The following is a 21,602-nucleotide window of genomic DNA, read 5'->3' on the forward strand; positions in this document are numbered from 1 at the left end:
ACGTCCCCCCACAGGACCCGCCCATCTACCGGGCCCTGATCACCGCGTGGGCCGACCGCGGCAAGACCCTGCCGGGGCAGCACGACCCCGAGTGGGCGCGGCTCGTGGCGCCCATCGTGCGCGCGGGGCAGTTCAGCGGCTCTCAGGACCCGCGAGGTGACGGGCGATGACCATGCGCTGGATCTGATTCGTGCCCTCGACGATCTGCAGCACCTTGGCCTCCCGCATGAAGCGCTCGACCGGGAAGTCGGCGGTGTAGCCGTAGCCGCCGAGGACCTGCACCGCGTCCGTGGTCACCTTCATCGCCGCGTCCGTGCAGAACAGCTTCGCCATGGCCGCCTGCTTGGAGAACGGCCTGCCCGCGTCCCGCAGCCGGGCCGCGAGCAGATACAGGGAACGGCCCGCCTCTATCTGCGTCGCCATGTCCGCGAGCATGAACCTGAGGCCCTGGAAGTCGGCGACGGGCCGCCCGAACTGTGAGCGCCCCTTCGCGTACGCCACCGCCTCGTCGAGCGCGGCCTGTGCCACGCCGATCGCGCAGGCCGCGATGCCGAGCCGGCCCGAGTCCAGTGCCGACAGGGCGATCTGGAAGCCCTGCCCCTCGTCCCCGAGGCGGCGCGCGTCGCTCACCCGCACCCCGTCGAAGTGCACCTGGGCGGTGGGCGAGCCCTTCATGCCCATCTTCTTCTCCGGCGCCGCGGCGCTCAGCCCCTCGGCGTCGCCGGGGACCAGGAACGCCGTGATCCCGTGGGAGCCCTCGCCGCCGCTGCGGGCCAGCACCGTGTAGAAGTCGGCGATGCCGCCGTGGGTGATCCAGGCCTTGGTCCCGGTGAGCACCCACGTGTCCCCGTCGCGCACCGCCTTCGTGCGCAGGGACGCCGCGTCCGAACCCGAGGACGGCTCGGAGAGGCAGTACGCGCCGAGCAGTCCGTCGCCGAGCATGTCGGGCAGATGCTGCGAACGCTGCTCCTTCGTACCGAAGTTGGCCAGCGCGTGACAGGCCAGCGAGTGCACGCTGACACCGAGACCGACGGTCAGGCGCGCGGCCGCGAGCTCCTCGAGGACCTGGAGGTACACCTCGTAGGGCTGATCGCCGCCGCCGAACCCTGAGTCGTACGGCAGACCCAGCAGGCCGGCCGAGGAGAGCAGCGTGAAGGCCTCCCGCGGGAAGCGGCCCGCCTCCTCGTCCTCGGACGCGGTCGGGGCGATCTCCCGCCGCGCGAGGTCGCGGACCAGCCGCAGCAGATCCTGAGCTTCGTCCGTCGGCAGCTGACGCTCGACTCCTGACTCCGGCATGGCGACGCTCTCCTCCCTGGGCGGGGGTTGCGGCGGCGCGCGGGGTGGGCGGCGCCGCCGGGTGGTCACTACCGAGCCGATGCTGCCCTTCCGGGTCTCGGACGGGTCTGACCAGCGGCTGCGGCGTGTCGAGTATGACCGATCCCGGGCCCCGCGTCACTGGTTAACGATCGCTTACCCCATTTTTTTCTCCGGGGCGGTGAACCCGCGCGAAATTGGTTCGGACCATTGACCTCACTGGTCTAGTCCTCCTACTGTTCCGTTCAACGACTTACCGCGTTCATGTCACACCGAACGGGCGCGTCACGTCGTGCTCACGCAGGCTCTCAGCACCACTTCCCCCCCTTGTCCCCCTCCCCCACGAGGAGACACGATGCTCAGACCGCACCTCCCCCGCGCGCGCTTCAAGGCGCTCGCCGCCGCCGCGTGTTGCGCCGTACTCGGCGCGGGACTGCTGGCCTCGGCAGGCAGCGCCGCCGCACAGACGGACGTCAACTCCCAGGAGACCGCGGCCGGTTCGAAGGTCGTCGGATACTTCACCGAGTGGGGTGTCTACGACCGGAACTACCACGTCAAGAACGTCGAGACATCCGGCTCCGCCGACAAGCTCACGCACATCAACTACGCCTTCGGCAACGTCCAGGGCGGCAAGTGCACGATGGGCGACTCGTACGCGGCGACCGACAAGGCGTACACCGCCGACCAGGCCGTGGACGGCGTCGCCGACACCTGGGACCAGCCGTTGCGCGGCAACTTCAACCAGCTGCTGAAGCTGAAGAAGCTGCATCCGAACCTCAAGATCCTGTGGTCCTTCGGCGGCTGGACCTGGTCCGGCGGGTTCACGGAGGCGGCGAAGGACCCGGCCGCGTTCGCCCAGTCCTGCTACGACCTGGTCGAGAACTCCAAGTGGGCCGATGTCTTCGACGGCATCGACATCGACTGGGAGTACCCGAACGACTGCGGTCTGACCTGCGACACCAGTGGGCCCGACGCGTACAAGAACCTGATGGGCGCGCTGCGTTCGAAGTTCGGCAGCAGCTACCTCATCACCTCCGCCATCCCGGCCGACGCCTCGGCCGGCGGCAAGCTGGACGCCACCGACTACGCGGGCGCCGCCCAGTACGTCGACTGGTACAACCCGATGACGTACGACTACTTCGGTGCGTGGGACGCCAAGGGGCCGACCGCCCCGCACTCTCCGCTGACGGCGTACGACGGGATCCCGAAGGACGGGTACAACACCGACGCCACCATCGCCAAGCTCAAGGGCGCGGGCGTGCCCGCCTCGAAGCTGCTGCTCGGCATCGGCTTCTACGGGCGCGGCTGGACCGGCGTCACGCAGGCGGCGCCCGGCGGCACGGCGACCGGCCCCGCCGCCGGCAAGTACGAGCAGGGCATCGACGACTACAAGGAGCTCAAGACCAAGTGCCCCGCCACGGGCACGGTCGGCGGCACCGCGTACGCGCACTGCGGCAGCGACTGGTGGAGCTACGACACCCCGGCGACCATCGCCGGGAAGATGGACTACAAGAACCAGCAGGGCCTGGGCGGCACCTTCCTCTGGGAGCTGTCCGGCGACACGACGAACGGTGAACTGATCAAGTCGGTCAACTAGCCGTACGTGCGGGTCACTTGGGCGGGGTCCGGTCTTCCGGGCTCCGCCCCTCGCTGTTCGATGGCGTCGGGGTGGCTCAGGTCACATCAGGCCGGTCTGTGTGACGAGCATCGCGAGCACGATCACGAAGGCCCAGCCCACGATGTGCTCGACGATCCTGGGACCGTCGTCCGGGCCGCCGGTACGGGTGCGCGCGGCGGCGGGGGCTGTGCTGGCGGCGGTGCTTGAGGTCATGGGCATCTCGCTCGGTTCGTGGGATGGGTCGTGACTCCCCCCGGGCGCCCGGGTCCCCTCCGGCGCCCTTTCCACCTTGCCACCGGAATGTCTTTTTGCGGCCGAGACCTTGGTCACGCACAACCGGGTGCGGATGTCGCGTGTCCCACATTGCGACGCGTTCGTCCCACCGGAAGGTCACCGATGCACACGTACCGGACGCCCCGCCGCAGATCCCGTGTCACCGTCGCCGCAGCGATCACCGTCAGCGCCGCGCTGGCCTGCCCGGCGGCCGTCTCGCAGGCCGCCTCCGACACGCCCACGCCGGGCGCCGCGGGGCTCGGCGACCCGATGTTCCCGCTCGACGGGAACGGCGGCTACTCGGTCCGCCACTACACGCTCGACTTCGACTGGCAGGCGCCGCCGACCCCGTTCGCCGCGTCGACGACGATCAAGGCAACGGCTACGCAGGCGCTGTCCCGCTTCGACCTGGACTTCGCGGGCAACGAGCTGCACTCGGTCACGGTGAACGGCCGGCCGGCGCAGACCCGGCGGGACGGCGACGAACTCGTCATCACTCCCAAGTCAGCGATACACAAGGGCAGTTCGTTCACGGTGAAGGTCGGCTACACCGCCGACCCGGCGCAGATACGCCACCGCGACGACGCGATCGAGGACTACGGCTGGATCCCCACACCCGACGGGACGGTCCTGTATCCACAGCCCAACGGCGCCAAGATGATCTTCCCGGCCGACGACCACCCCAGCCGGCGGGCCCCCATCACTTTCCATGTCACCACGCCGGCCGGTCTGACGGCCGTCGCCAACGGCCGCCTCGTCGACCGGACGGCACGTCCTGACGGCCGCGTCCGCTGGACATACGACTCCGAACAGCCGGTGGCGGCCCAACTGGTCCAACTGGCCATCGGCACGTTCCAGTTGATCGACAGCAAGGGCCCCGGCGGGCTGCCGCTGCGCGATGTCGTGCCGGACGCGCTGGTCGCACCGACCAAGAAGTACCGGGACCTGACGCCCGGCCATCTGGCCTGGCTGCGGGACCAGTTGGGCCCCTACCCCTTCAACCGGTACGGCGTCCTGGTCGGCGACACGGACCTGGCCGTGGCCCTGGAGACGCAGACGCTCGCGCTCATCCCGAAGGCGGATCTGCTCGGCACGAAGGTCGACGCCGAGCGCAACATGCTCCATGAGCTGACCCACCAGTGGATCGGTGACAGCGTCGCCATCGCCACCTGGTCCGACCTGTGGCTCAGCGAGGGCCATGCCCGCTTCTACGAGCGTCTGTACTCGCAGGAGCACGGCGGGGACAGCTTCGAGGCCGCCATGAAGACGGCGTACGAGAGCCACGACCAGTGGCGGCACGACTACGGAGCCCCGGCCGAACCCACCGAGCCGAACCTCTTCAAGCGGATGCGCTACGACGGCTCGGCGCTGGTCCTCCTTGCGCTGCGCGAGCAGGTCGGCGCGGACACCTTCCGGCGGATCGAGCGCGCCTGGGTCACGAAGTACCGCGGCAGGCCGGCCTCGACGGAGGACTACATCGCACTGGCCTCGAAGGTCGCGGGCCATGACCTGTCGGGCTTCCTGCGCCCGTGGCTGTACGGGGCGAAGACCCCGCCGATGCCCGGCCACCCGGACTGGGTCGTGACCCCGGTCGTCACCGGCTGATCCGCGCAAACACCTGCGTACGCCCCCGCGCGGCCCGCGCGCGGGGGACACCAGGCATCCGTCAGCGCACGCCCACCGCCGCCAGCGCCTTGGACTGCTTCGGGGTCGGGTGGGCCGGGAAGTACAGGTAGCAGACGCCGCCGGTGCCGGAGACGACGGCGCCCGAGGCGTTGTGGCGCTTCGTGCGGAGCCAGATCGTCTCCCACTCCGCCCTCTTGTAGACGCGGCGCACCGCCTGGTCGCTCGGCGAGGCCGGGTCATTGGCGATCACATCGCCGTCGGCGGTGAACCCGATGACCGTCATGAGGTGTCCCGAGGTCCCGTAGCCCGCTCCGGTCAGCTCCTCCTTGAGGAACGACTGGGACGTTATGGCCGGGATGCCGGCCGCGATCAGCGTCTCCAGGTCGGCCAGCGAGGAGAGGCGGGTGACCACGCCCTGCAGATCCTTGTACGTCGCCGCGTACGCCGCGTTGAAGGGCCAGTTCCCGCAGCCCTCGTACTGGTAGTCGTAGGCGAAACGGGCGGCGTGGCAGACCTGCGGGTCGGCATAGGACGGGTCGACCCAGGCCAGCTGGGCGGCGGTGGGCCCGCGGCCCCAGTACTCGATGATCATCTGCGAGGAGGTGGGGCTGCACCAGGCCTCGCCGCCGTTGTCGTACTCCGGGTACTGGCCGGAGTGGATGTTCTGCGAGTAGCGCGGGACGGCCAGCTCCTTCGCGAGGCCGGGGGCGGATGCCGGGACGGTGAAGCGGTCCGGGACGTCCGAGCCCATCGCGCCCAGCCGCCAGACCGTCGGCGCGGCCTTGGAGCCGGGGGTGCGCAGCAGGGTCAGGCGCAGGCTGTACGAGACGAGCCGCAGGCCCGTGGCCGCGTCGTCGATGGCGAAGGTGTCCGTCCAGATGCTCGACCTGCCGTCGCTCTGGTCGTCCACGGACGTCCGGCGGATGTCGGCGTCCCGGTCGTCGCCGGCCGTCCAGCGGCCCATCACGTACCAGGGTGTCCGGGTCCCGTCGGTGTACGTGCCCTGCAGTTCCACCTGGATCCAGGTGCCGGTCGGGGTGTGCGCGTTCCACGAGGCGATGACCTCGGTGGCGGGGACGCTCAGGCGGTGGACCGGCGAGATCCACTGCGCGTACTCCCACTCGGCCGTCCTGTTCAGGTGCGGGTCGGTGTACGTCGTCGTGCCGACGGCCTTGCCGATGCTCACGCCCGGTCTGGCGCCGGGGACGGCGCGGGTCCCCCGGCCGGTGCCCGCGCGCCAGTCGGCGGCGGTCGTCCAGGTGTGGTTGTCCACGGAGCGGGCGGGGGCCTTCTTGCGGGGTGGTCCGGCGACTCCCGCGGCGTGCGCGGTTCCCGCCGCGGCCGTCGTGACGGCGAGGGCGGCGCCCACGGCCGCGGCGAGCGCGGTTCTGCGGGACGGACGGGAGTCCGGAACGGGTCGGGTCATCGGGTGGTTCCCCCAGTCGACGGGTCGGGCGGACGGGATGGGCGGGCCGGGTGCGGGCCTGGTGGAACAGTGCGCCAACTATGGCCGCTGGAGCAGGATTTCCACCAGCGTTTCGCGTGCTGTCCGGGCCACCAATATTGGTCTCCACCACTGGCATGACCTGCGGCGGCGTACATGAAACCCCGGCACGGCAAGCCGTACCCTTGCCGCCGTGAGTTATCTGCGCGTCCCCCTCGACCAGTACGCCGGCCGTGTCCGCCGGCTGCCGGCCTCCTGCGGCCCCGTCCGCCTCGTCGGCATCGACGGGCACGCGGGCTCCGGGAAGTCGACCTTCGCGGCGCGGCTCGCCGCGGCGCTCGGCGGGGCTCCCGTGCTGCGCCTCGACGACATCGCGAGCCACGACGCGCTCTTCGCCTGGACGGACCGGCTGCGCGAGCAGGTGCTCACCCCCCTGTCCCGCGGCGACGCGGCGCACTACGAGACGTACGACTGGCACGCCCGCCGCTTCGGCGCCGCGCGCCCGCTCCCGCCCGCGGACGTGGTCCTGGTCGAGGGTGTCGGGGCGGGACGGCGTGCGCTGCGGCCGTACCTGGCGAGGCTGTTGTGGATGGACGTGCCGCCCGGGACGTCCTGGGCACGGGGGCGCGCCCGGGACGGCGCGGCGCAGGAGGAATTCTGGGACGGCTGGATTCCAGCGGAGCGCAAACATTTCGCTAGGGACCCGTCCCGGCCCTTCGCTGAGGAATTGGTAAGAGAGTGCCCGCAGGGATACGAGATGCGCGAGGGGCCCGGTGTGACCGCACAGGCCCGCCGCTCCGTCACTCACGGTGAGGGACCGCCAGCGGTGCGCTGAACCCCTCGAAACGGCCTTCCGCCAGTTTCTCCGAGTGCCTCAACTCTGCTTGACCCAGGGGCCGTACAGGACTTACGTTCTCAATGTGCGGCCTTTCGGGACCGCCTGCGAACGCGAAGCCCCCGGTTGTTCCCCCGTGATCGGGGGCTTCGTACTGCCCGCAATGCCCTTTCCCGGGCGCGCCGAAGCACTTCCCGTTCACCCTGGGTCACCATCCGGCACCGCGCTCACCTGCGCGAAATCCCCGGTTTTCGGCCCGCCTCGCACCGATCCGCCGCCGTCGCGCCCTACGGCTGATCAGGCCCCCACAGGTACGATGCCTCTCGGTGCGGCCTACGGACGGCTCGCTGTCCGCATCGTTCCAACTCCCGTCCATGACAGAGCGGTTCATCGGGGGCACGGTTTGTGGGGGACGTGATGGACTTCGGCACTGGTGCGCCGACGAGCCCGGCCGACCTCGCCTGGCTGCGAGGCGTCGACGCCTACACGATGGGCGCGTATCCGCAGGCGGAGGAGGAGTTCCGCGCGGCCGTGCGGATGGATCCCGGGATGGCCGACGGCTGGCTCGGGCTGCACGCGCTGCGCATCGACACGACGACCGCGCTGCTGCGGATGTTCCGGCACCGCGACCGGTTCGGGGAGCAGCGCACGAGGCACCGGCGCACGCTCAACTCCTGGTACTGGCTCGGATGGTGGGTGCAGCCGGTCCTGGAGCACCCGCGCGACCTGCTCCTCGCGCACGCCTCGCACTGGCTCGACGGGCGCCATGTACCGGAGCTGGACCGGGCGCTCGCGACGCTGCCGCCGGTCGACGCGGATCCGCAGGTGCGCTTCCTGCACGCGTGCCGGGCGTATCTGGTCAAGGACTGGGACCAGTTGGTCCGGCAGACGGACTCACTGATCGACGATCCGATGCTCGGCATCGAGGCCGGGCTCTTCGGCGGGATGGCGCGGGTGCGCCTGGAGATGTACGGGCAGGCGGAGCCGCTGCTCTCCTCGGCCCTGATGCGCTGCCGCAGCGAGCAGCCGCAGCGCAAGGAGCTGCGGTACTGGCTGGCCAGGGCGCACGAGGGCACGGGCCGCTCGGCGGCCGCGATGCCGCTGTACCGGGCCGTGCACCGGGTCGATCCGGCGTTCATGGACACCTCGGCGCGGCTCGCGGCGATCGGTGAGGGCGACGGGTACGCGGACTTCGCGGACGGCCCGGACCTGGCCCCGCTCACACTGACGGGGTATCAGGACGGCCTGGACGGCGTGGAGTCGGTCGAGCCGCTGTACGCGAGCGACGGCCGGGACCTGAAGGTCACCCAGCCCGATCTGCCACCGGGCGGGGCCGGCGCGGAGGACCCCGACATGGTGCGGGAGAAGGCCGTGGTGCCGGTCTCGGCGCCGCTGCCGGCCGGTCCTGCCGATCCGGTGCTCCTGGAGGAGGCCCTCTCGGAGCTGGAGCTGATGGTGGGCCTGGAACCGGTGAAGCGGCAGGTCATGGCACTTTCCGCGCAGCTGAACATGGCGCGGCTGCGTGCCGGGCAGGGCCTGCCGGTCCAGCCGCCCAAACGCCACTTCGTCTTCTCGGGCCCTTCGGGCACCGGCAAGACGACGGTCGCCCGGATCCTCGGGCGCGTCTTCTACGCCCTCGGGCTGCTCGGCGGGGACCACCTCGTGGAGGCGCAGCGCGCGGATCTGGTGGGCGAGTACCTGGGCCAGACCGCTGTGAAGGCGAACGAGCTGATCGACTCGGCGCTCGGCGGGGTGCTCTTCGTCGACGAGGCGTACGCGCTGTCCAACTCCGGTTACGGCAAGGGCGACGCGTACGGCGACGAGGCGCTGCAGGTGCTGCTGAAGCGGGCCGAGGACAACCGGGACCATCTGGTGGTGATCCTGGCCGGCTATCCGGAGGGCATGGACCGGCTGCTCGCGGCGAACCCGGGGCTGTCGTCGCGCTTCACGTCACGGGTCGACTTCCCCTCGTACCGTCCGCTGGAGCTCACGTCGATCGGCGAGGTGCTGGCGGCGGAGAACGGGGACGCGTGGGACGAGGAGGCCCTTGAGGAACTGCGCTCCATCGCCGGGCACGTGGTGGAGCAGGGGTGGATCGACGAGCTCGGCAACGGGCGGTTCCTGCGGACGCTCTACGAGAAGTCGTGCGCGTACCGGGACTTGAGGCTCACCGGGTACTTCAAGGAGCCGTCCCGGGACGACCTGGCCACGTTGCGGCTTCCCGACCTCATGCAGGCGTACGGGGAGGTGCTGTCCGGGAGGGGGCCGCAGGACCCCACTGGGCTGTAGGGGCCTGCGGCCTGCCCGCCGTAGCGGGACTACGTGAGCGCCTCCTGCTTCTTACGGGCCTCCGGGACCTGCGGTTCCGCACGGTGTGCCGGGTCGCGGACCTCGCCGACCAGCAGCTCCAGGACGTCCTCCAGGGCGACCAGGCCGAGGACCCGGCCGGACGCGTCCGCGACCTGGGCCAGGTGCGTGGCCGCGCGGCGCATCACCGTGAGGGCGTCGTCCAGGGGGAGTTCGGAGCGCAGCGTCGTCATGGGGCGCCAGATCTGCTGCGGGACGGCCCGGTCCGTGTCGGGGCCCTCGATCAGGTCGAGGACATCCTTGACGTGCAGGTATCCCATGAAGGCGCCGCTGTCCGCGCACAGCGGGAAACGGGAGTAGCCGGTGCGGGCCGTGAGAGCGATGATCTCGGCCGGGGTGACCGAGGGGCCGACCGTGACCAGGTCCGAGCGGGCCAGAAGGACGTCCGTCACCGGGCGCGAGCCCAGCTCCAGCGCGTCCTCCAGGCGCTCCTGCTCCTCGGGGGCGAGCAGGCCCGCCTGCCCCGAGTCCTCCACCAGGCGGTTGAGCTGTTCGCTGGTGAAGACCGCCTCGACCTCGTCCTTCGGCTCGACCCTGAACAGCTTCAGGACCAGCCGGGCGCACGCGCCGAGGGCGATCGTGACCGGCTTGCAGAGCCGGGCGAAGGCGACCAGTCCCGGGCTGAACCAGAGGGCGGTCTTCTCGGGGGCCGCCATCGCCAGGTTCTTCGGCACCATCTCACCGATGACGAGGTGGAGGGAGACCACCGCGGCCAGAGCGATCACATAGCCCAGCGGGTGGATCACACCGTGCGGGATGTGGATCGCCTCGAAGACGGGTTCCAGGAGGCGCGCCACCGTGGGCTCCGCCACCGCGCCCAGCGTCAACGAGCAGACCGTGATGCCGAACTGGGCCGCCGCCATCATCTGCGGCAGGTGCTCGAGTCCGTACATGACCTGGCGGGCCCGCTTGCCGGGGAGGGGCTCGATCTGGCTGCGGCGCACCGAGACCAGGGCGAACTCCGCGCCCACGAAGAAGCCGTTCGCCAGCACCAGCAGGATCGCGAAGAAGAGTTGCAGGGCGCTCATCGGGCCGCCTCCAGCAGTGCCTGCGGGGCGTCCGCGAGCTTGACGATACGGACGCGCTCGGCCCGGTAGTGGCCGACCTGGCGCACGGAAAGACGCCAGCCGGGCAGTTCCGCCCTGTCGCCGGGGGCGGGGATGCGGCCGAGGAGGTCGGCGACCAGTCCGGCCACCGTCTCGTACGGGCCCTCGGGGACGTCGAGCCCTATGCGGCGCAGGATGTCGACACGGCAGCTGCCGTCGGCGTCCCACGCGGGCCGTCCGTCCTCGGGCGGGGCCACCGCCAGTTCGGGCAGGTCGAGGCGGTCGTGCTCGTCGCGGACCTCGCCGACGAGCTCTTCGACGATGTCCTCGAGGGTGACGACCCCGGCCGTGCCGCCGTACTCGTCGACGACGACGGCGATGGGCTGCTCGCTGCGCAGGCGCCCGAGCAGCGGCTGGACGGGGAGGCTCTCCGGGACCATGAGCGGGGCCTGTGCGATCCGGACGACGGGCGTGCGCAGCCGCTCGTGCGCCGACATCGCCAGGGCGTCCTTGAGGTGGACCATGCCGATGACCTCGTCGATCCGCTCCCGGTACACGGGGAAGCGGGACAGGCCGGTGGCGCGGGTCAGGTTGACCACGTCCTCGGCCGTCGCGGAGGCCTGCAGCGCGCTGACCTTCACCCGCGGCGTCATGACGTGCTGCGCGGTCAGCTCGCCGAGCGAGAGGGTGCGTACGAACAGGTCGGCCGTGTCCTGTTCCAGCGCCCCCGCCTGCGCGGAGTGGCGGGCCAGTGAGACGAGTTCGCCCGGGGTGCGGGCGGAGGCGAGTTCATCGGCCGGTTCGACGCCGAGCGCGCGCACGAGGCGGTTGGCGACCGTGTTGAGCAGGGCGATGACCGGGCGGAAGAGGCGGGCGAAGGCGTGCTGGGGGCCCGCCACGAAGCGGGCCACCTGCAGCGGCTTGGAGACCGCCCAGTTCTTCGGGACCAGTTCGCCGACCACCATCTGCACGGCGGCCGCGAGCAGCATGCCCACGACGACCGACACTCCGCCGGCGGCGCCCTCCGGGACGCCGAGGGCGGTGAAGGGGCCGCGCAGCAGCTCGGCCAGGGCCGGTTCGGCGAGCATGCCGACGACCAGTGAGGTGATGGTGATGCCGAGCTGGGTGCCGGAGAGCTGGAAGGACAGCTCCTTGAGGGCGGCCACGACGGTTCGGGCGCGCTTGTCGCCGGCGGCCGCCGCTTGTTGGGCGTCCTGGCGTTCGACGGTGACGAGCCCGAACTCGGCTGCCACGAAGAATCCGTTGGCGAGGATCAGGAGGAAGGCTGCCGCGAGGAGCAGCAACGGGGTGGTCATACCGCCGCCTCCGGGGACGTGTGCGCGCGGGGCGCGCTATGTCGGGAGGGGGCGGCGCAGGTACTGCCGGACGATCCGTCCATCGCTGGAGGGAGTCACTCCTTGGTTAGCAGGGTCCCCCGGCCACCCGTCCGGGCGCGTCAGGGGCGGGGCGGCTCACAACGCGTGCCCCGCCACCAGATTAATCACGACCGGGGCGGGGGCGTCAGGGCCTGGGGCCCTGAGTCAGCCCTGAAGTGTGGTTCGGGCCTCGGTCAGGGCGCGCAGCGCCTTGGCGTCGCGGATGGCGCTCTGCTTGGCGATGCCGGGCTGGATGCCCATGGCGGCCAGGCTCGTGCCGTCGGTGAGGTTGAGGAAGACCCACGGGTCACCGGGCCGCAGGTTGACCTGGACGATCTCCGCCCAGGCCAGGCGGCGGCTGCGGGCGACGTTGACGACGGTGACGCCGTTGTCGTCGGCCACGACCTTGGGCCGGGCGAGGAGCCCGAGCACGCCCCAGAAGAGGGCGGCGGTGAAGACGAAGCTGGCCCGCTCACCCGGACTCATCGTGTCCAGGACCAGCGCGATGACGGTGATCACGACGAAACAGACGGCGCCGAGCGCGTGCAGGATGACGCGGGTGCGGCCGGGCCTGAAGGTGACGGGAAGATCCACAAGGTCGGACATGGCTGGCGGTCCTCAGAGACGGCAGGCGTGGATGGCCGTGGTCAGGATGGCCCGCGCGCCCAGGGCGTACAGGTCGTCCATGATGCGCTGCGCGTCCTTGGAGGGAACCATGGCGCGCACGGCGACCCAGCCCTCGTTGTGCAGCGGCGAGACGGTCGGCGATTCGAGGCCCGGGGTGAGGGCGACGGCCTTCTCCAGGTGCTCGGCGCGGCAGTCGTAGTCCATCATCACGTACGTGCGGGCGACGAGGACGCCCTGGAGCCGGCGCAGGAACTGCTGCACCTTGGGGTCCGCGGTCTTGTCGGAGCTGTCCCCCTTGCGGCGGATGACGCACGCCTCGGATTTCATGATCGGCTCGCCGAAGACCTCCAGGCCCGCGTTGCGCAGCGAGGTGCCGGTCTCCACGACGTCCGCGATCGCGTCGGCGACACCGAGTTCGATGGCGGTCTCGACGGCGCCGTCGAGGTGCACGACGGCGGCGTCCACACCGCGCTCGGCGAGGTACTTGCCGACGATGCCCTCGTACGACGTGGCGATCGTCTTCCCGGCGAGGTCGGCGAGGTCCTTGACGGCGCCGGGCCGGGAGGCGAAGCGGAAGGTGGAGCGGGCGAAGCCGAGCGGCAGGATCGTCTCGGCGTCCGCCCCGGAGTCGATCAGCAGGTCCTGGCCGGTGAGACCGATGTCGAGCTTGCCGGAGGACACGTAGATCGCGATGTCCTTGGGGCGCAGGTAGAAGAACTCGACGTCGTTGTCCGGGTCGACGGTGACGAGTTCCTTGGACTCCTTGCGCTGCCGGTATCCGGCCTCATGCAGCATCGCCGACGCAGGTCCGGACAGTGAACCCTTGTTGGGGACGGCGATGCGCAGCATGAGGTCGGATTCCTTTGCGTGATGGGTGAGTTGGGCGAGCGCGGGGTGACGGCTCAGAGATGGGCGTACACGTCGTCGAGGGAGATGCCGCGGGCGACCATCATCACCTGGACGTGGTACAGCAGCTGCGAGATCTCCTCGGCGGCGGCTTCTTTGCCCTCGTGCTCGGCCGCCATCCAGACTTCGGCGGCCTCCTCGACGACCTTTTTGCCGATGGCATGGACGCCCTTGCCGACCAGCTCTGCGGTGCGGGAAGTGGCGGGGTCGCCGGTGGCGGCCTTCTGCTGGAGCTCGGTGAAGAGCTCCTCGAACGTCTTATTGGACATGGTGGTCCCTACTTTACGCGGCCCTGCCGGGCCGTTAACGCCAGGGCTCGGAGACGGTACGCAGCGTGGTGGCGGTGGCCACGGCGGCGGTGACCGCTTCGTGCCCCTTGTCCTCGCGGGAGCCCTCGATGCCCGCGCGGTCCAGGGCCTGCTCCTCGGTGTCGCAGGTCAGCACGCCGAAGCCGATCGGGACGCCGGTGTCGATGGAGACCTGCGTGAGGCCCTGGGTGACGCCCTGGCAGACGTACTCGAAGTGCGGGGTGCCGCCGCGGACGACGACGCCGAGCGCGACGATCGCGTCGTAGCCGCGGCCCGCGAGGACCTTGGCGACGACCGGCAGCTCGAAGCTGCCGGGGACGCGCAGCACGGTGGGCTCGCTGATGCCCAGCTCGTTCAGGGCGCGCAGGGCGCCGTCGACGAGACCGTCCATGACCTTCTCGTGCCACTGGGCGGCGATGACGGCCACGCGCAGGTCGCCGCAGTTCTTCACACTCAGTTCGGGGGCACCCTTGCCGCTCACGCGCTTCTCCTCGGTGTCGTTACTGGTTGATCGCTACTGGTTGGTGCAGGCGGACGTCTTGGGGGCGTCCAGCCAGGGCAGGTCGTGGCCCATCCGGTCCCGCTTGGTGCGCAGGTAGCGGAGGTTGTGCTCGCCGGCCGTGATCGGCATCGGTTCGCGGGCGGTGACCTCGAGGCCGTGCCGGGTGAGGGCGTCGGTCTTGTCGGGGTTGTTGGTCATCAGGCGCAGGCTGCGCACGCCGAGGTCGGCGAGGATCTGCGCGCCGGCCGCGTAGTCGCGGGCGTCGGCGGGCAGGCCCAGCTCCAGGTTGGCGTCGAGGGTGTCGCGGCCCCGCTCCTGGAGCTCGTACGCGCGCAGCTTGGAGAGCAGGCCGATGCCGCGGCCCTCGTGTCCGCGCAGGTAGACCACGACGCCGCGGCCCTCCTCGACGATCCGGCGCATGGACTCCTCCAGCTGGGGGCCGCAGTCGCAGCGCAGCGAGTGGAAGACGTCGCCGGTGAGGCACTCGGAGTGGATCCGTACGAGGACGTCCGTACCGTCGCCGATGTCGCCGTGGACCAGGGCGACGTGCTCGACGCCGTCGACCGTGGAGCGGTAGCCGTAGGCCGTGAAGTCGCCGTAGGCGGTGGGGAGTTGAACCGTGGCCTCGCGCTTGACCGTGGGCTCGGCGGAGCGGCGGTAGGCGATCAGGTCCTCGATGGAGATGATCGTCAGGCCGTGCTTGCGGGCGAACGGGATCAGCTCGGGCAGGCGCAGCATGACGCCGTCCTCGCCGGCGATCTCGACGATGGCGCCGGCCGGCCGCAGGCCCGCGAGGCGGGCGAGGTCGACGGCGGCCTCGGTGTGGCCGTTCCTGACCAGCACGCCGCCCGTCTTGGCGCGCAGCGGGAAGATGTGGCCGGGGCGGACGAAGTCGCCCGCCTGTGCCGTGCCGCCCGCGAGGAGGCGGAGCGTGGTGGCGCGGTCGGCGGCGGAGATGCCGGTGGTGACGCCGTGCTCGCCGGACGCGTCGACGGAGACGGTGAAGGCGGTCTTCATCGACTCGGTGTTGTTGCCGACCATCTGCGGGAGGTCGAGCCGGTCCAGTTCGTCGCCCTCCATGGGGGCGCAGATCAGGCCGCGGCACTCGCTCATCATGAAGGCGACGATCTCGGGGGTGATCTTCTCGGCGGCGACGACGAGGTCGCCCTCGTTCTCCCGGTCCTCGTCGTCGACGACCACGACGGGGCGGCCCGCGGCGATGTCGCGGAGGGCCTGCTCGACCGGGTCGAGGCTCAGGTCGGCATCGGCGGAGACGTCGTACAGGTGGGCTGCGGTGCTCATGCGTGGGCTCCTTCGAGCGCGGGGGCGGTGGCCGCGGCGGCGCGGGACCGCAGCCACCAGTCGCGCATGCCCCACAGGACGAGCGCGCCGTAGATGACGTAGACGAAGCCGGAGAAGGCGAAGCCGTTGGCGAAGTTCAGCGGGACGCCGACGAGGTCGACGAGGAGCCAGGCGAACCAGAACTCGACCATGCCGCGCGCCTGGGCGTACATGGCGACGACGGTGCCGACGAAGATGTACGCGTCCGGCCAGGGGTCCCACGACAGCGTCGGGAACGCGGTGAACAGGCCGCCGACGGCGAGCGTGCCGAGGGCCGCCGCGCCGAGCAGGGCGCCGCGCTCGCGCCAGGTGGCGAACCGGACGGCGATCGAGCCGTCCTGCGCCGTGCCCTTGCCGCGGTTCCACTGCCACCAGCCGAAGAGGGCGACGACGATCACGACGAGCTGCTTGCCCGCACTGCCGGAGAGGTGGGCGGTCGCGAAGGCGGTCAGCAGGATCGCGCCGGAGACCAGTTGGGCGGGCCAGGTCCATATGGAGCGGCGCCAGCCGAGCGCGAGGGCGATCAGGCCGATGGTGTTGCCGATCATGTCGGACCAGAGGATGTGCTGGCCGAAGATGGTGAACGCCTCGGTGTTGAGCCAGTTCACTTGGTGCCCCCCTGGGCGCCGAGCATGCGCTCGACGTACTTCGCGATGACGTCGACCTCGAGGTTGACCGGCTCGCCGGGCTGCTTCAGGCCCAGCGTGGTCAGGTCGAGGGTGGTGGGGATGAGGCTGAGGGTGAAGTAGTCCGCGCCGGCCTCGACGACGGTCAGGCTCACGCCGTCGACGGTGACCGAACCCTTCTCGACGACGTACCGGGCCAGCTCCACGGGGAGCGAGATCTTGACGATCTCCCAGTGCTCGGAGGGGAGGCGCTCGATGATCGTGCCGGTGCCGTCGACGTGGCCCTGCACGATGTGACCGCCGAAACGGCCGTCGGCGATCATCGGCCGTTCGAGGTTGACGCGGGAGCCCGAGGTCAGCGCGCCGAGGCTGGAGCGCTTGAGGGTCTCGGCCATGACGTCCGCCGTGAACGTGTCGCCCTCGTGCTCCACGACGGTGAGACAGACCCCGTTGACCGCGATGGAGTCACCGTGCTTGGCGCCTTCGGTGACGACAGGGCCGCGGACGCGGAAGCGGGAGGCGTCATCGAGATTCTCGACCGCCGTGATCTCGCCCAGCTCTTCGACGATTCCGGTGAACACTTCCCGGGTCCTCCCTCATAGGGCATGGACTCCGGGGCACTGTCGTACGACGACGACAGAACGTACGGACAGCGGCACCGGGAACGACACCGAACGACGGGACCGGCCGTCTGACGAGGCCGGTACCCGAAACAGACGGCGACGCGCACCCGAGGTGCCCGCCCGCCGCGCACTGCCTCCCATCCGGACTTTAACCGTCGGTCCAGGAATTTCACCTGGTCAACCGGCCACTGGAAGTGACCGGGTCGCGGACTGTAACCGCCGGTTCGGACTTTCACCGACCCCGGAGTGCGCTGCTTCTGGTACACAACCAGTCTGCCACGTCCTGTCGATGTGCATGCGGACGAATGTTGTGGGCTGACTCACAGAGCGGATCAATGGTTTTCCCCGGCCTCCGGGAATACGGGGCAACCGGCCTGGTGGGCGCGGCGGTTGGCGGGCCCTCTGCCAGGCTGGGGGCGTGACGACTTCGCCAGGTCCCGGTCCGTCGGCCGAGGAGTTCGAGAGCCACCGTCCACGGATGTTCGGGCTCGCCTACCGGCTGCTCGGCTCCGCCGAGGAGGCGCAGGACACGGTCCAGGACGCCTATCTGCGGCTGAGCGCCACCGAGCCGGGATCGATCGACCACCTGGGTGCCTGGCTCGCCAAGGTCGTCACGAACCTCTGTCTCAACCGCCTCACCTCGGCCCGTGTGCGGCGCGAGCAGTACACGGGGCCCTGGCTGCCCGAGCCCGTCCTCACCTCGGACGGCACGCTCGGCCCGCTGGAGTCCGCCGAGCGCCGCGACTCCGTGTCGTGCGCCCTGCTGCTGCTCCTGGAGCGGCTGACGCCGACGGAGCGGGCGGTGTACGTGCTGCGGGAGGCGTTCGCGTACGGCTATCGGGAGATCGCCGGGGTGCTCGATCTCGGCGAGGCCAACTGTCGTCAGCTGTACCGGCGGGCCGCGGGCCGGATCGCGACGCCGCAGCCGCGGTTCGAGCCGTCGGAGCGGATACACCGCGAACTGGTGGAGGCCTTCGTCGAGGCGGCCAGGGACGGCGATCTGACGACCCTGGAGAAGTCCCTGGCCGCCGATGTGACGTGGTGGAGCGACGGGGGCGGCAAGGTCACGGCCGCGCGCCGGCCCATCGAGGGGCGCGAGAAGGTGCTGCGGTTCCTGGCCGGCGGCCGGGAGCGCTTCGCGGCGGGTCTGGAGTTCACGACCGCCGAGGTCAACGGGGTGGCGGCGCTCGTCGCGTCGGCCGGAGGGGCGGTCTTCGGGGTCGTCTCGTTCGAGGTGCGCGAGGGCGCCATCGTGACCGCGCGGGCTGTGACGAACCCGGACAAGCTGGGTTTCGTGGGCCGACAGCTGGCGGCCTCCTGAAATCCGGAAGTTCTGCAGCCGCGCGGTCCTGCAGCTGTGCGGCTCCGAAAACAGCTCTCCGCGGTTGTCACATTCGCGTCGGCCCGTCGGTTCTCAGCTGACGAGGGGTGCTCCGCACGGGAGCGCCCCGCGTTGGAAGGAGCTGATGCGCGGTGACCACGATCCTGGTGACCGGCGGAACCGGAACGCTCGGCCGGCTCGTCACCGAGCGGCTGCGCGGCGACGGGCACGACGTGCGGGTGCTGAGCAGGCACGCCGAGCCGTACGCCGTGGACCTGCGGAAAGGCGGGCCGGGCCTCGACCGGGCGGTCGACGGGGTGGACGTGATCGTGCACTGCGCGTCGACGCCGCGGGGCGGTGACGAGCAGGCGGCGCGGAACCTGATCGGGGCCGCGCGCCGGGCGGAGGTCCCGCACCTCGTCCACATCTCGATCGTCGGCGTGGACCGGGTGCCGCTCGGCTACTACAAGGCGAAGCACGCGGTGGAGCGGCTGGTCGAGGAGTCCGGGCTCGGCTGGACGGTGCTGCGCACGACGCAGTTCCACGATCTCGTCCGCACGATGCTGCGGGCCTTCGCGAAGCTTCCGGTCATGCTGCTCCCCGCGGGCGTCGACGACCAGCCGATCGAGGTGGCCGAAGTGGCCGCCCGGCTGGCCGAGTTGGCGCTGGAGGCCCCTGCCGGGCGGGTGGCCGACATGGGCGGCCCCGAGGTCCGTACGTTCCCGGAGCTGGCCCGCGCGTATCTGCGAGCGGAGGGCAAGCGCCGTGCGGTGCTCGGCGTCCCGCTGGCGGGGAAGGCGTATCGCGCGTTCCGCTCGGGCGGGCACCTCGCGCCTCAACAGGCGGTGGGCAAGCGCACGTTCGAGGAGTACCTCGGCGAGCGGGTCGCGCGCTGAACGCAGGTGCTGTGATGCCGGTGGACCGTGCGCCCGTTATGCGGCGGGCGCCCGGCCCCCCGGCCCGAACACGTCCTCCTGTGCGGCCTCGCGCGCCATCAGCAAGGCGCCGCGCAGCACGGCACCGCCGCCGAGGGCGCCGGCCCGTACCTCCGTCGCGAGCGGCGACATCGCGGTCAGCCGCTCCGCGACCCGGCGCGCCAGCACATCGCCCCCGGCCCGGCCGACCTCCCCGGCCAGCACCACGCAGCCGGGGTCGAGCACCGCCACCACGGCGGCGGCGCCCAGTACCACGCGGTCGGCGAGGGCGTCCAGGAAGGCGTCCGCGCCGGATGCCACGGCGTCGCGCACCACTTCGGCCGCCCGCTCCACCGGTTCCCCCGGCCTCACGAGCCCGTGCCCGGCGGCCAGTTCGAGGATCGCCCGCGATCCGGCGAGGGAGTGGAAGCCGTCGTCGCACCCCGTGGCGGAGGGCAGCCCGCCCGTGCCCGGCACCGGCAGGAACCCCACCTCTCCGGCCCCGCCGGAGGCGCCGCGCCGCAGCTTTCCATCCAGCACGACGGCCGCCCCGACGCCGAGCCCGAGCCAGAGCAGCACAAAGGTGTCCAGGTCCCGCGTGGCGCCGTCGCGCTGCTCGGCGAGGGCCGCGAGGTTCGTCTCGTTCTCCACCAGCACCTGCGCCGTGAGCCGCTCCTGGAGTGCCGGGACCAACTGCCTGTGCCACTCCGGCAGGCCGGTCGAGTTCCGCAGCTCCCCCGACACCGGGTCGATCAGGCCGGGGGCGCCCACGCCCACCGTGTGCAGGCGTGTGGCGCCGGCCTCCTTCGCCGTGAGTTCCAGGAAGGCGACCGCGCGCTCGACGGCGGCGCCCGTCTCCTCGCCCTCCTCGACGGGCAGTTCCGCCCGCGCGAGCGCCGTGCCGAGCAGGTCGGCGACGACGAGGCGGACACCTTCGGTGCGCACGTCGAGGGAGGCGAGGTGCGCGCGGTCGGCGACGATCCCGTAGAGCCGGGCGTTCGGGCCGCGCCGCTGGGCACCCGCCTCCCCGACGACCTCGACGAGCCCGGAGGCGGTGAGCCGCTCGACGAGGTCGGCGACGGAGGGCCGGGACAGGCCGGTGAGGTCCTTCAACTGCCCCGCGGTCAGGGGGCCTTCGTCCTGCAGGAAGCGCAGCGCGAGCCGGTCGTTGATGGCTCGGGCGGTCCTCGGTGATGCGGGCATGGCCGGATCCTACGCCGAAACGGGGTAACTATCAGGCAGGGTTCCTGATAGTTTACGGCGGCGCCCTGGGGATGCTGGTGGGGACGCACACAGGGACCTACTGGGAGGGGCTCGCGGAATGAGTGAAGTGACGTACGCGCCAGGGGAGTTGAAACGGGCGCGCTACGCCGTCGCGACCGTGTTCTGCGTCCACGGGGCGGTGACCGGCTCGTTCGCGACCCGCGTGCCGTGGATCCAGGAGCACGCGGGAGTGAGCGCGGGCCAGCTCGGCCTGGCGCTCGCCTTCCCCGCGATCGGCGCCTCCGTGGCGATGCCGCTGGCCGGCCGGCTGAGCCACCGGTTCGGCGCACGCGCGGCGCTGCGCGGGCTGCTCGCCCTGTGGACGCTGGCCCTGGTCCTGCCCTCGCTCGCGCCGAACCTGCTCACGCTCTGCGCGGTGCTCGCCGTCTACGGCGCCACGGCCGGCATGTCGGACGTGGCTATGAACGCGCTCGGGGTGGAGGTCGAGACCCGTCTCGACAAATCGATCATGTCGGGGCTGCACGGCATGTGGAGCGCGGGCGCGCTCATCGGCTCGGCGGGCGGCACGCTCGCCGCGCACATGGGCGCCGACGCCCGGCTGCACCACCTGCTGGCCGCGGCGGTGCTGACCGTGGCCGGACTCGTCGCCTGCCGGTGGGTGCTCGACCTGCGGCCTTCGGAGGACGAGGAGCCGCCGCCGCGGTTCACGCTGCCGCCGAAGTCGGCCCTGCTCATCGGCGCGGTCGGGTTCTGCGCCGTCTTCGCGGAGGGCGCGAGCCTGGACTGGTCGGCGGTGTATCTGCGGGACGTCCTCGACACCTCGGCCGGACTGGCGGCCGCCTGCACCACGGCGTTCACGCTCACCATGGCCGTGGCGCGGATCGCCGGTGACGCCGTGGTGGACCGGTTCGGCGCGGTGCGCACCGTACGGCTGAGCGGGGTCGTGGCCACGCTGGGCGCGCTGCTCGTGGTCCTGGCCCCGAATCCGCCGGTCGCGATGGCCGGGTTCGGTCTGCTGGGCCTCGGCATCGCGGTCGTCGTGCCGCTCGCCTTCGCGGCGGCCGGACGCAGCGGCCCCAACCCGAGCCAGGCCATCGCGGGCGTCGCCACGATCACGTACACCTCGGGTCTGATCGCGCCGTCGGCCATCGGCACGGTCGCGGACGCGACGAGCCTGGTGGTGTCGTTCGGCCTGGTGACGGCGCTGACCTGCGGGCTGATGATCTTCGCTGGGGTGCTGCGCGGCGCCGACCGCACGCGCGCGGCGGAGCCGGACGCGGCCGTGGTCCGCTCGAACTGACCCCGGCGAGG

General features: G+C 71.3%; 20 protein-coding genes and 1 riboswitch. Of the genes, 7 read left to right on the plus strand and 13 right to left on the minus strand.

What is annotated here, in order from left to right:
* Window positions 1-132: 132 nt before the first annotated feature.
* Window positions 133-1,296 carry an acyl-CoA dehydrogenase family protein gene (locus AB0J02_RS30205; protein WP_363196977.1) on the minus strand — a complete coding sequence of 388 codons (1,164 nt, stop codon included), beginning with the start codon at window positions 1,294-1,296 and terminating at the stop codon, window positions 133-135.
* Between the two features lie 373 nt (window positions 1,297-1,669).
* Between AB0J02_RS30205 and AB0J02_RS30210 the strand changes: the two genes are divergently transcribed.
* The gene (locus AB0J02_RS30210; RefSeq protein ID WP_363196978.1) at window positions 1,670-2,911 is read left to right on the plus strand and encodes a glycoside hydrolase family 18 protein; all 1,242 of its coding nucleotides are present in this window, start codon (window positions 1,670-1,672) and stop codon (window positions 2,909-2,911) included.
* An 81-nt stretch (window positions 2,912-2,992) separates the two neighbouring features.
* Here the strand turns inward: AB0J02_RS30210 and AB0J02_RS30215 are convergent, their stop codons facing one another.
* Entirely contained in the window at window positions 2,993-3,145 is a 153-nt protein-coding gene (locus AB0J02_RS30215) for an SCO1431 family membrane protein (RefSeq protein ID WP_363196979.1), read from the minus strand.
* Window positions 3,146-3,328: 183 nt separating this feature from the next.
* On the opposite strand from AB0J02_RS30215, the gene AB0J02_RS30220 reads away from it, so the two are divergent.
* The gene (locus AB0J02_RS30220; protein WP_363196980.1) at window positions 3,329-4,810 is read left to right on the plus strand and encodes a M1 family metallopeptidase; all 1,482 of its coding nucleotides are present in this window, start codon (window positions 3,329-3,331) and stop codon (window positions 4,808-4,810) included.
* A 61-nt stretch (window positions 4,811-4,871) separates the two neighbouring features.
* On the opposite strand, the gene AB0J02_RS30225 is transcribed toward AB0J02_RS30220, so the two are convergent.
* Window positions 4,872-6,257, minus strand: coding sequence for a peptidase C39 family protein (locus AB0J02_RS30225; protein WP_363196981.1), 1,386 nt, complete (start codon window positions 6,255-6,257; stop codon window positions 4,872-4,874).
* 211 nt (window positions 6,258-6,468) lie between these two features.
* Between AB0J02_RS30225 and AB0J02_RS30230 the strand changes: the two genes are divergently transcribed.
* Both AB0J02_RS30230 and AB0J02_RS30235 read left to right on the plus strand, forming a co-directional pair.
* Window positions 6,469-7,110: a hypothetical protein gene (locus AB0J02_RS30230; protein WP_363196982.1), complete on the plus strand. Its 642-nt coding sequence runs from the start codon at window positions 6,469-6,471 to the stop codon at window positions 7,108-7,110.
* A gap of 417 nt (window positions 7,111-7,527) precedes the next feature.
* Window positions 7,528-9,399, plus strand: coding sequence for an AAA family ATPase (locus AB0J02_RS30235; RefSeq protein ID WP_363196983.1), 1,872 nt, complete (start codon window positions 7,528-7,530; stop codon window positions 9,397-9,399).
* A 29-nt stretch (window positions 9,400-9,428) separates the two neighbouring features.
* Here AB0J02_RS30235 and AB0J02_RS30240 read toward each other — a convergent pair whose 3' ends face one another.
* The 9 genes from AB0J02_RS30240 to AB0J02_RS30280 form a co-directional block, all read right to left on the minus strand.
* Window positions 9,429-10,505, minus strand: coding sequence for a hemolysin family protein (locus tag AB0J02_RS30240; protein ID WP_363196984.1), 1,077 nt, complete (start codon window positions 10,503-10,505; stop codon window positions 9,429-9,431).
* Window positions 10,502-11,839 (minus strand): hemolysin family protein, encoded by a 1,338-nt coding sequence (locus AB0J02_RS30245; protein ID WP_363196985.1) that lies wholly within the window; start codon window positions 11,837-11,839, stop codon window positions 10,502-10,504. The genes AB0J02_RS30240 and AB0J02_RS30245 overlap by 4 nt, the downstream gene beginning before the upstream one ends.
* A 225-nt stretch (window positions 11,840-12,064) precedes the next feature.
* Window positions 12,065-12,505, minus strand: coding sequence for a PH domain-containing protein (locus AB0J02_RS30250; RefSeq protein ID WP_363196986.1), 441 nt, complete (start codon window positions 12,503-12,505; stop codon window positions 12,065-12,067).
* 12 nt (window positions 12,506-12,517) lie between these two features.
* Window positions 12,518-13,375, minus strand: a complete 858-nt coding sequence (hisG, locus tag AB0J02_RS30255) for an ATP phosphoribosyltransferase (protein ID WP_363196987.1) — start codon at window positions 13,373-13,375, stop codon at window positions 12,518-12,520.
* Window positions 13,376-13,428: 53 nt separating this feature from the next.
* Window positions 13,429-13,701 carry a phosphoribosyl-ATP diphosphatase gene (locus AB0J02_RS30260; RefSeq protein ID WP_324775649.1) on the minus strand — a complete coding sequence of 91 codons (273 nt, stop codon included), beginning with the start codon at window positions 13,699-13,701 and terminating at the stop codon, window positions 13,429-13,431.
* 34 nt (window positions 13,702-13,735) lie between these two features.
* A complete protein-coding gene (ribH, locus tag AB0J02_RS30265; protein ID WP_363196988.1) occupies window positions 13,736-14,221 on the minus strand; it encodes a 6,7-dimethyl-8-ribityllumazine synthase in 486 nt (161 codons plus the stop codon).
* A 33-nt stretch (window positions 14,222-14,254) separates the two neighbouring features.
* Entirely contained in the window at window positions 14,255-15,544 is a 1,290-nt protein-coding gene (locus AB0J02_RS30270; RefSeq protein WP_363196989.1) for a bifunctional 3,4-dihydroxy-2-butanone-4-phosphate synthase/GTP cyclohydrolase II, read from the minus strand.
* Complete coding sequence (locus AB0J02_RS30275; protein ID WP_363196990.1) at window positions 15,541-16,191, minus strand: nicotinamide mononucleotide transporter family protein; 651 nt, start codon at window positions 16,189-16,191, stop codon at window positions 15,541-15,543. Before AB0J02_RS30275 ends, AB0J02_RS30270 begins: the two co-directional genes overlap by 4 nt.
* Entirely contained in the window at window positions 16,188-16,790 is a 603-nt protein-coding gene (locus AB0J02_RS30280; RefSeq protein ID WP_363196991.1) for a riboflavin synthase, read from the minus strand. Before AB0J02_RS30280 ends, AB0J02_RS30275 begins: the two co-directional genes overlap by 4 nt.
* A gap of 165 nt (window positions 16,791-16,955) precedes the next feature.
* A riboswitch (FMN riboswitch) is annotated at window positions 16,956-17,086 on the minus strand.
* A 164-nt stretch (window positions 17,087-17,250) separates the two neighbouring features.
* On the opposite strand from AB0J02_RS30280, the gene AB0J02_RS30285 reads away from it, so the two are divergent.
* On the plus strand, window positions 17,251-18,153 hold the full coding sequence (locus AB0J02_RS30285; protein ID WP_363196992.1) for an RNA polymerase sigma-70 factor: 903 nt from the start codon (window positions 17,251-17,253) through the stop codon (window positions 18,151-18,153).
* Between the two features lie 152 nt (window positions 18,154-18,305).
* A complete protein-coding gene (locus AB0J02_RS30290) occupies window positions 18,306-19,049 on the plus strand; it encodes an NAD(P)H-binding protein (protein WP_363196993.1) in 744 nt (247 codons plus the stop codon).
* Between the two features lie 36 nt (window positions 19,050-19,085).
* Here the strand turns inward: AB0J02_RS30290 and AB0J02_RS30295 are convergent, their stop codons facing one another.
* Complete coding sequence (locus AB0J02_RS30295) at window positions 19,086-20,270, minus strand: ROK family transcriptional regulator (protein ID WP_363196994.1); 1,185 nt, start codon at window positions 20,268-20,270, stop codon at window positions 19,086-19,088.
* A gap of 118 nt (window positions 20,271-20,388) precedes the next feature.
* Between AB0J02_RS30295 and AB0J02_RS30300 the strand changes: the two genes are divergently transcribed.
* Window positions 20,389-21,591: an MFS transporter gene (locus AB0J02_RS30300; protein ID WP_363196995.1), complete on the plus strand. Its 1,203-nt coding sequence runs from the start codon at window positions 20,389-20,391 to the stop codon at window positions 21,589-21,591.
* The last annotated feature ends 11 nt before the right edge of the window (window positions 21,592-21,602 follow it).

This window comes from Streptomyces sp. NPDC050264 (genome assembly GCF_040655895.1).
In the GTDB taxonomy this organism is placed as follows: Bacteria; Actinomycetota; Actinomycetes; order Streptomycetales; family Streptomycetaceae; genus Streptomyces.

What these genes read in the sequence shown, in the direction of transcription:
- AB0J02_RS30205 (WP_363196977.1), bottom strand. Translation starts at nt 1,296, where the DNA reads ATGCCGGAGTCAGGAGTCGAGCGTCAGCTGCCGACGGACGAAGCTCAG.
- AB0J02_RS30210 (WP_363196978.1), top strand. Translation starts at nt 1,670, where the DNA reads ATGCTCAGACCGCACCTCCCCCGCGCGCGCTTCAAGGCGCTCGCCGCC.
- AB0J02_RS30215 (WP_363196979.1), bottom strand. Translation starts at nt 3,145, where the DNA reads ATGACCTCAAGCACCGCCGCCAGCACAGCCCCCGCCGCCGCGCGCACC.
- AB0J02_RS30220 (WP_363196980.1), top strand. Translation starts at nt 3,329, where the DNA reads ATGCACACGTACCGGACGCCCCGCCGCAGATCCCGTGTCACCGTCGCC.
- AB0J02_RS30225 (WP_363196981.1), bottom strand. Translation starts at nt 6,257, where the DNA reads ATGACCCGACCCGTTCCGGACTCCCGTCCGTCCCGCAGAACCGCGCTC.
- AB0J02_RS30235 (WP_363196983.1), top strand. Translation starts at nt 7,528, where the DNA reads ATGGACTTCGGCACTGGTGCGCCGACGAGCCCGGCCGACCTCGCCTGG.
- AB0J02_RS30240 (WP_363196984.1), bottom strand. Translation starts at nt 10,505, where the DNA reads ATGAGCGCCCTGCAACTCTTCTTCGCGATCCTGCTGGTGCTGGCGAAC.
- AB0J02_RS30245 (WP_363196985.1), bottom strand. Translation starts at nt 11,839, where the DNA reads ATGACCACCCCGTTGCTGCTCCTCGCGGCAGCCTTCCTCCTGATCCTC.
- AB0J02_RS30250 (WP_363196986.1), bottom strand. Translation starts at nt 12,505, where the DNA reads ATGTCCGACCTTGTGGATCTTCCCGTCACCTTCAGGCCCGGCCGCACC.
- hisG (WP_363196987.1), bottom strand. Translation starts at nt 13,375, where the DNA reads ATGCTGCGCATCGCCGTCCCCAACAAGGGTTCACTGTCCGGACCTGCG.
- AB0J02_RS30260 (WP_324775649.1), bottom strand. Translation starts at nt 13,701, where the DNA reads ATGTCCAATAAGACGTTCGAGGAGCTCTTCACCGAGCTCCAGCAGAAG.
- AB0J02_RS30270 (WP_363196989.1), bottom strand. Translation starts at nt 15,544, where the DNA reads ATGAGCACCGCAGCCCACCTGTACGACGTCTCCGCCGATGCCGACCTG.
- AB0J02_RS30295 (WP_363196994.1), bottom strand. Translation starts at nt 20,270, where the DNA reads ATGCCCGCATCACCGAGGACCGCCCGAGCCATCAACGACCGGCTCGCG.
- AB0J02_RS30300 (WP_363196995.1), top strand. Translation starts at nt 20,389, where the DNA reads ATGAGTGAAGTGACGTACGCGCCAGGGGAGTTGAAACGGGCGCGCTAC.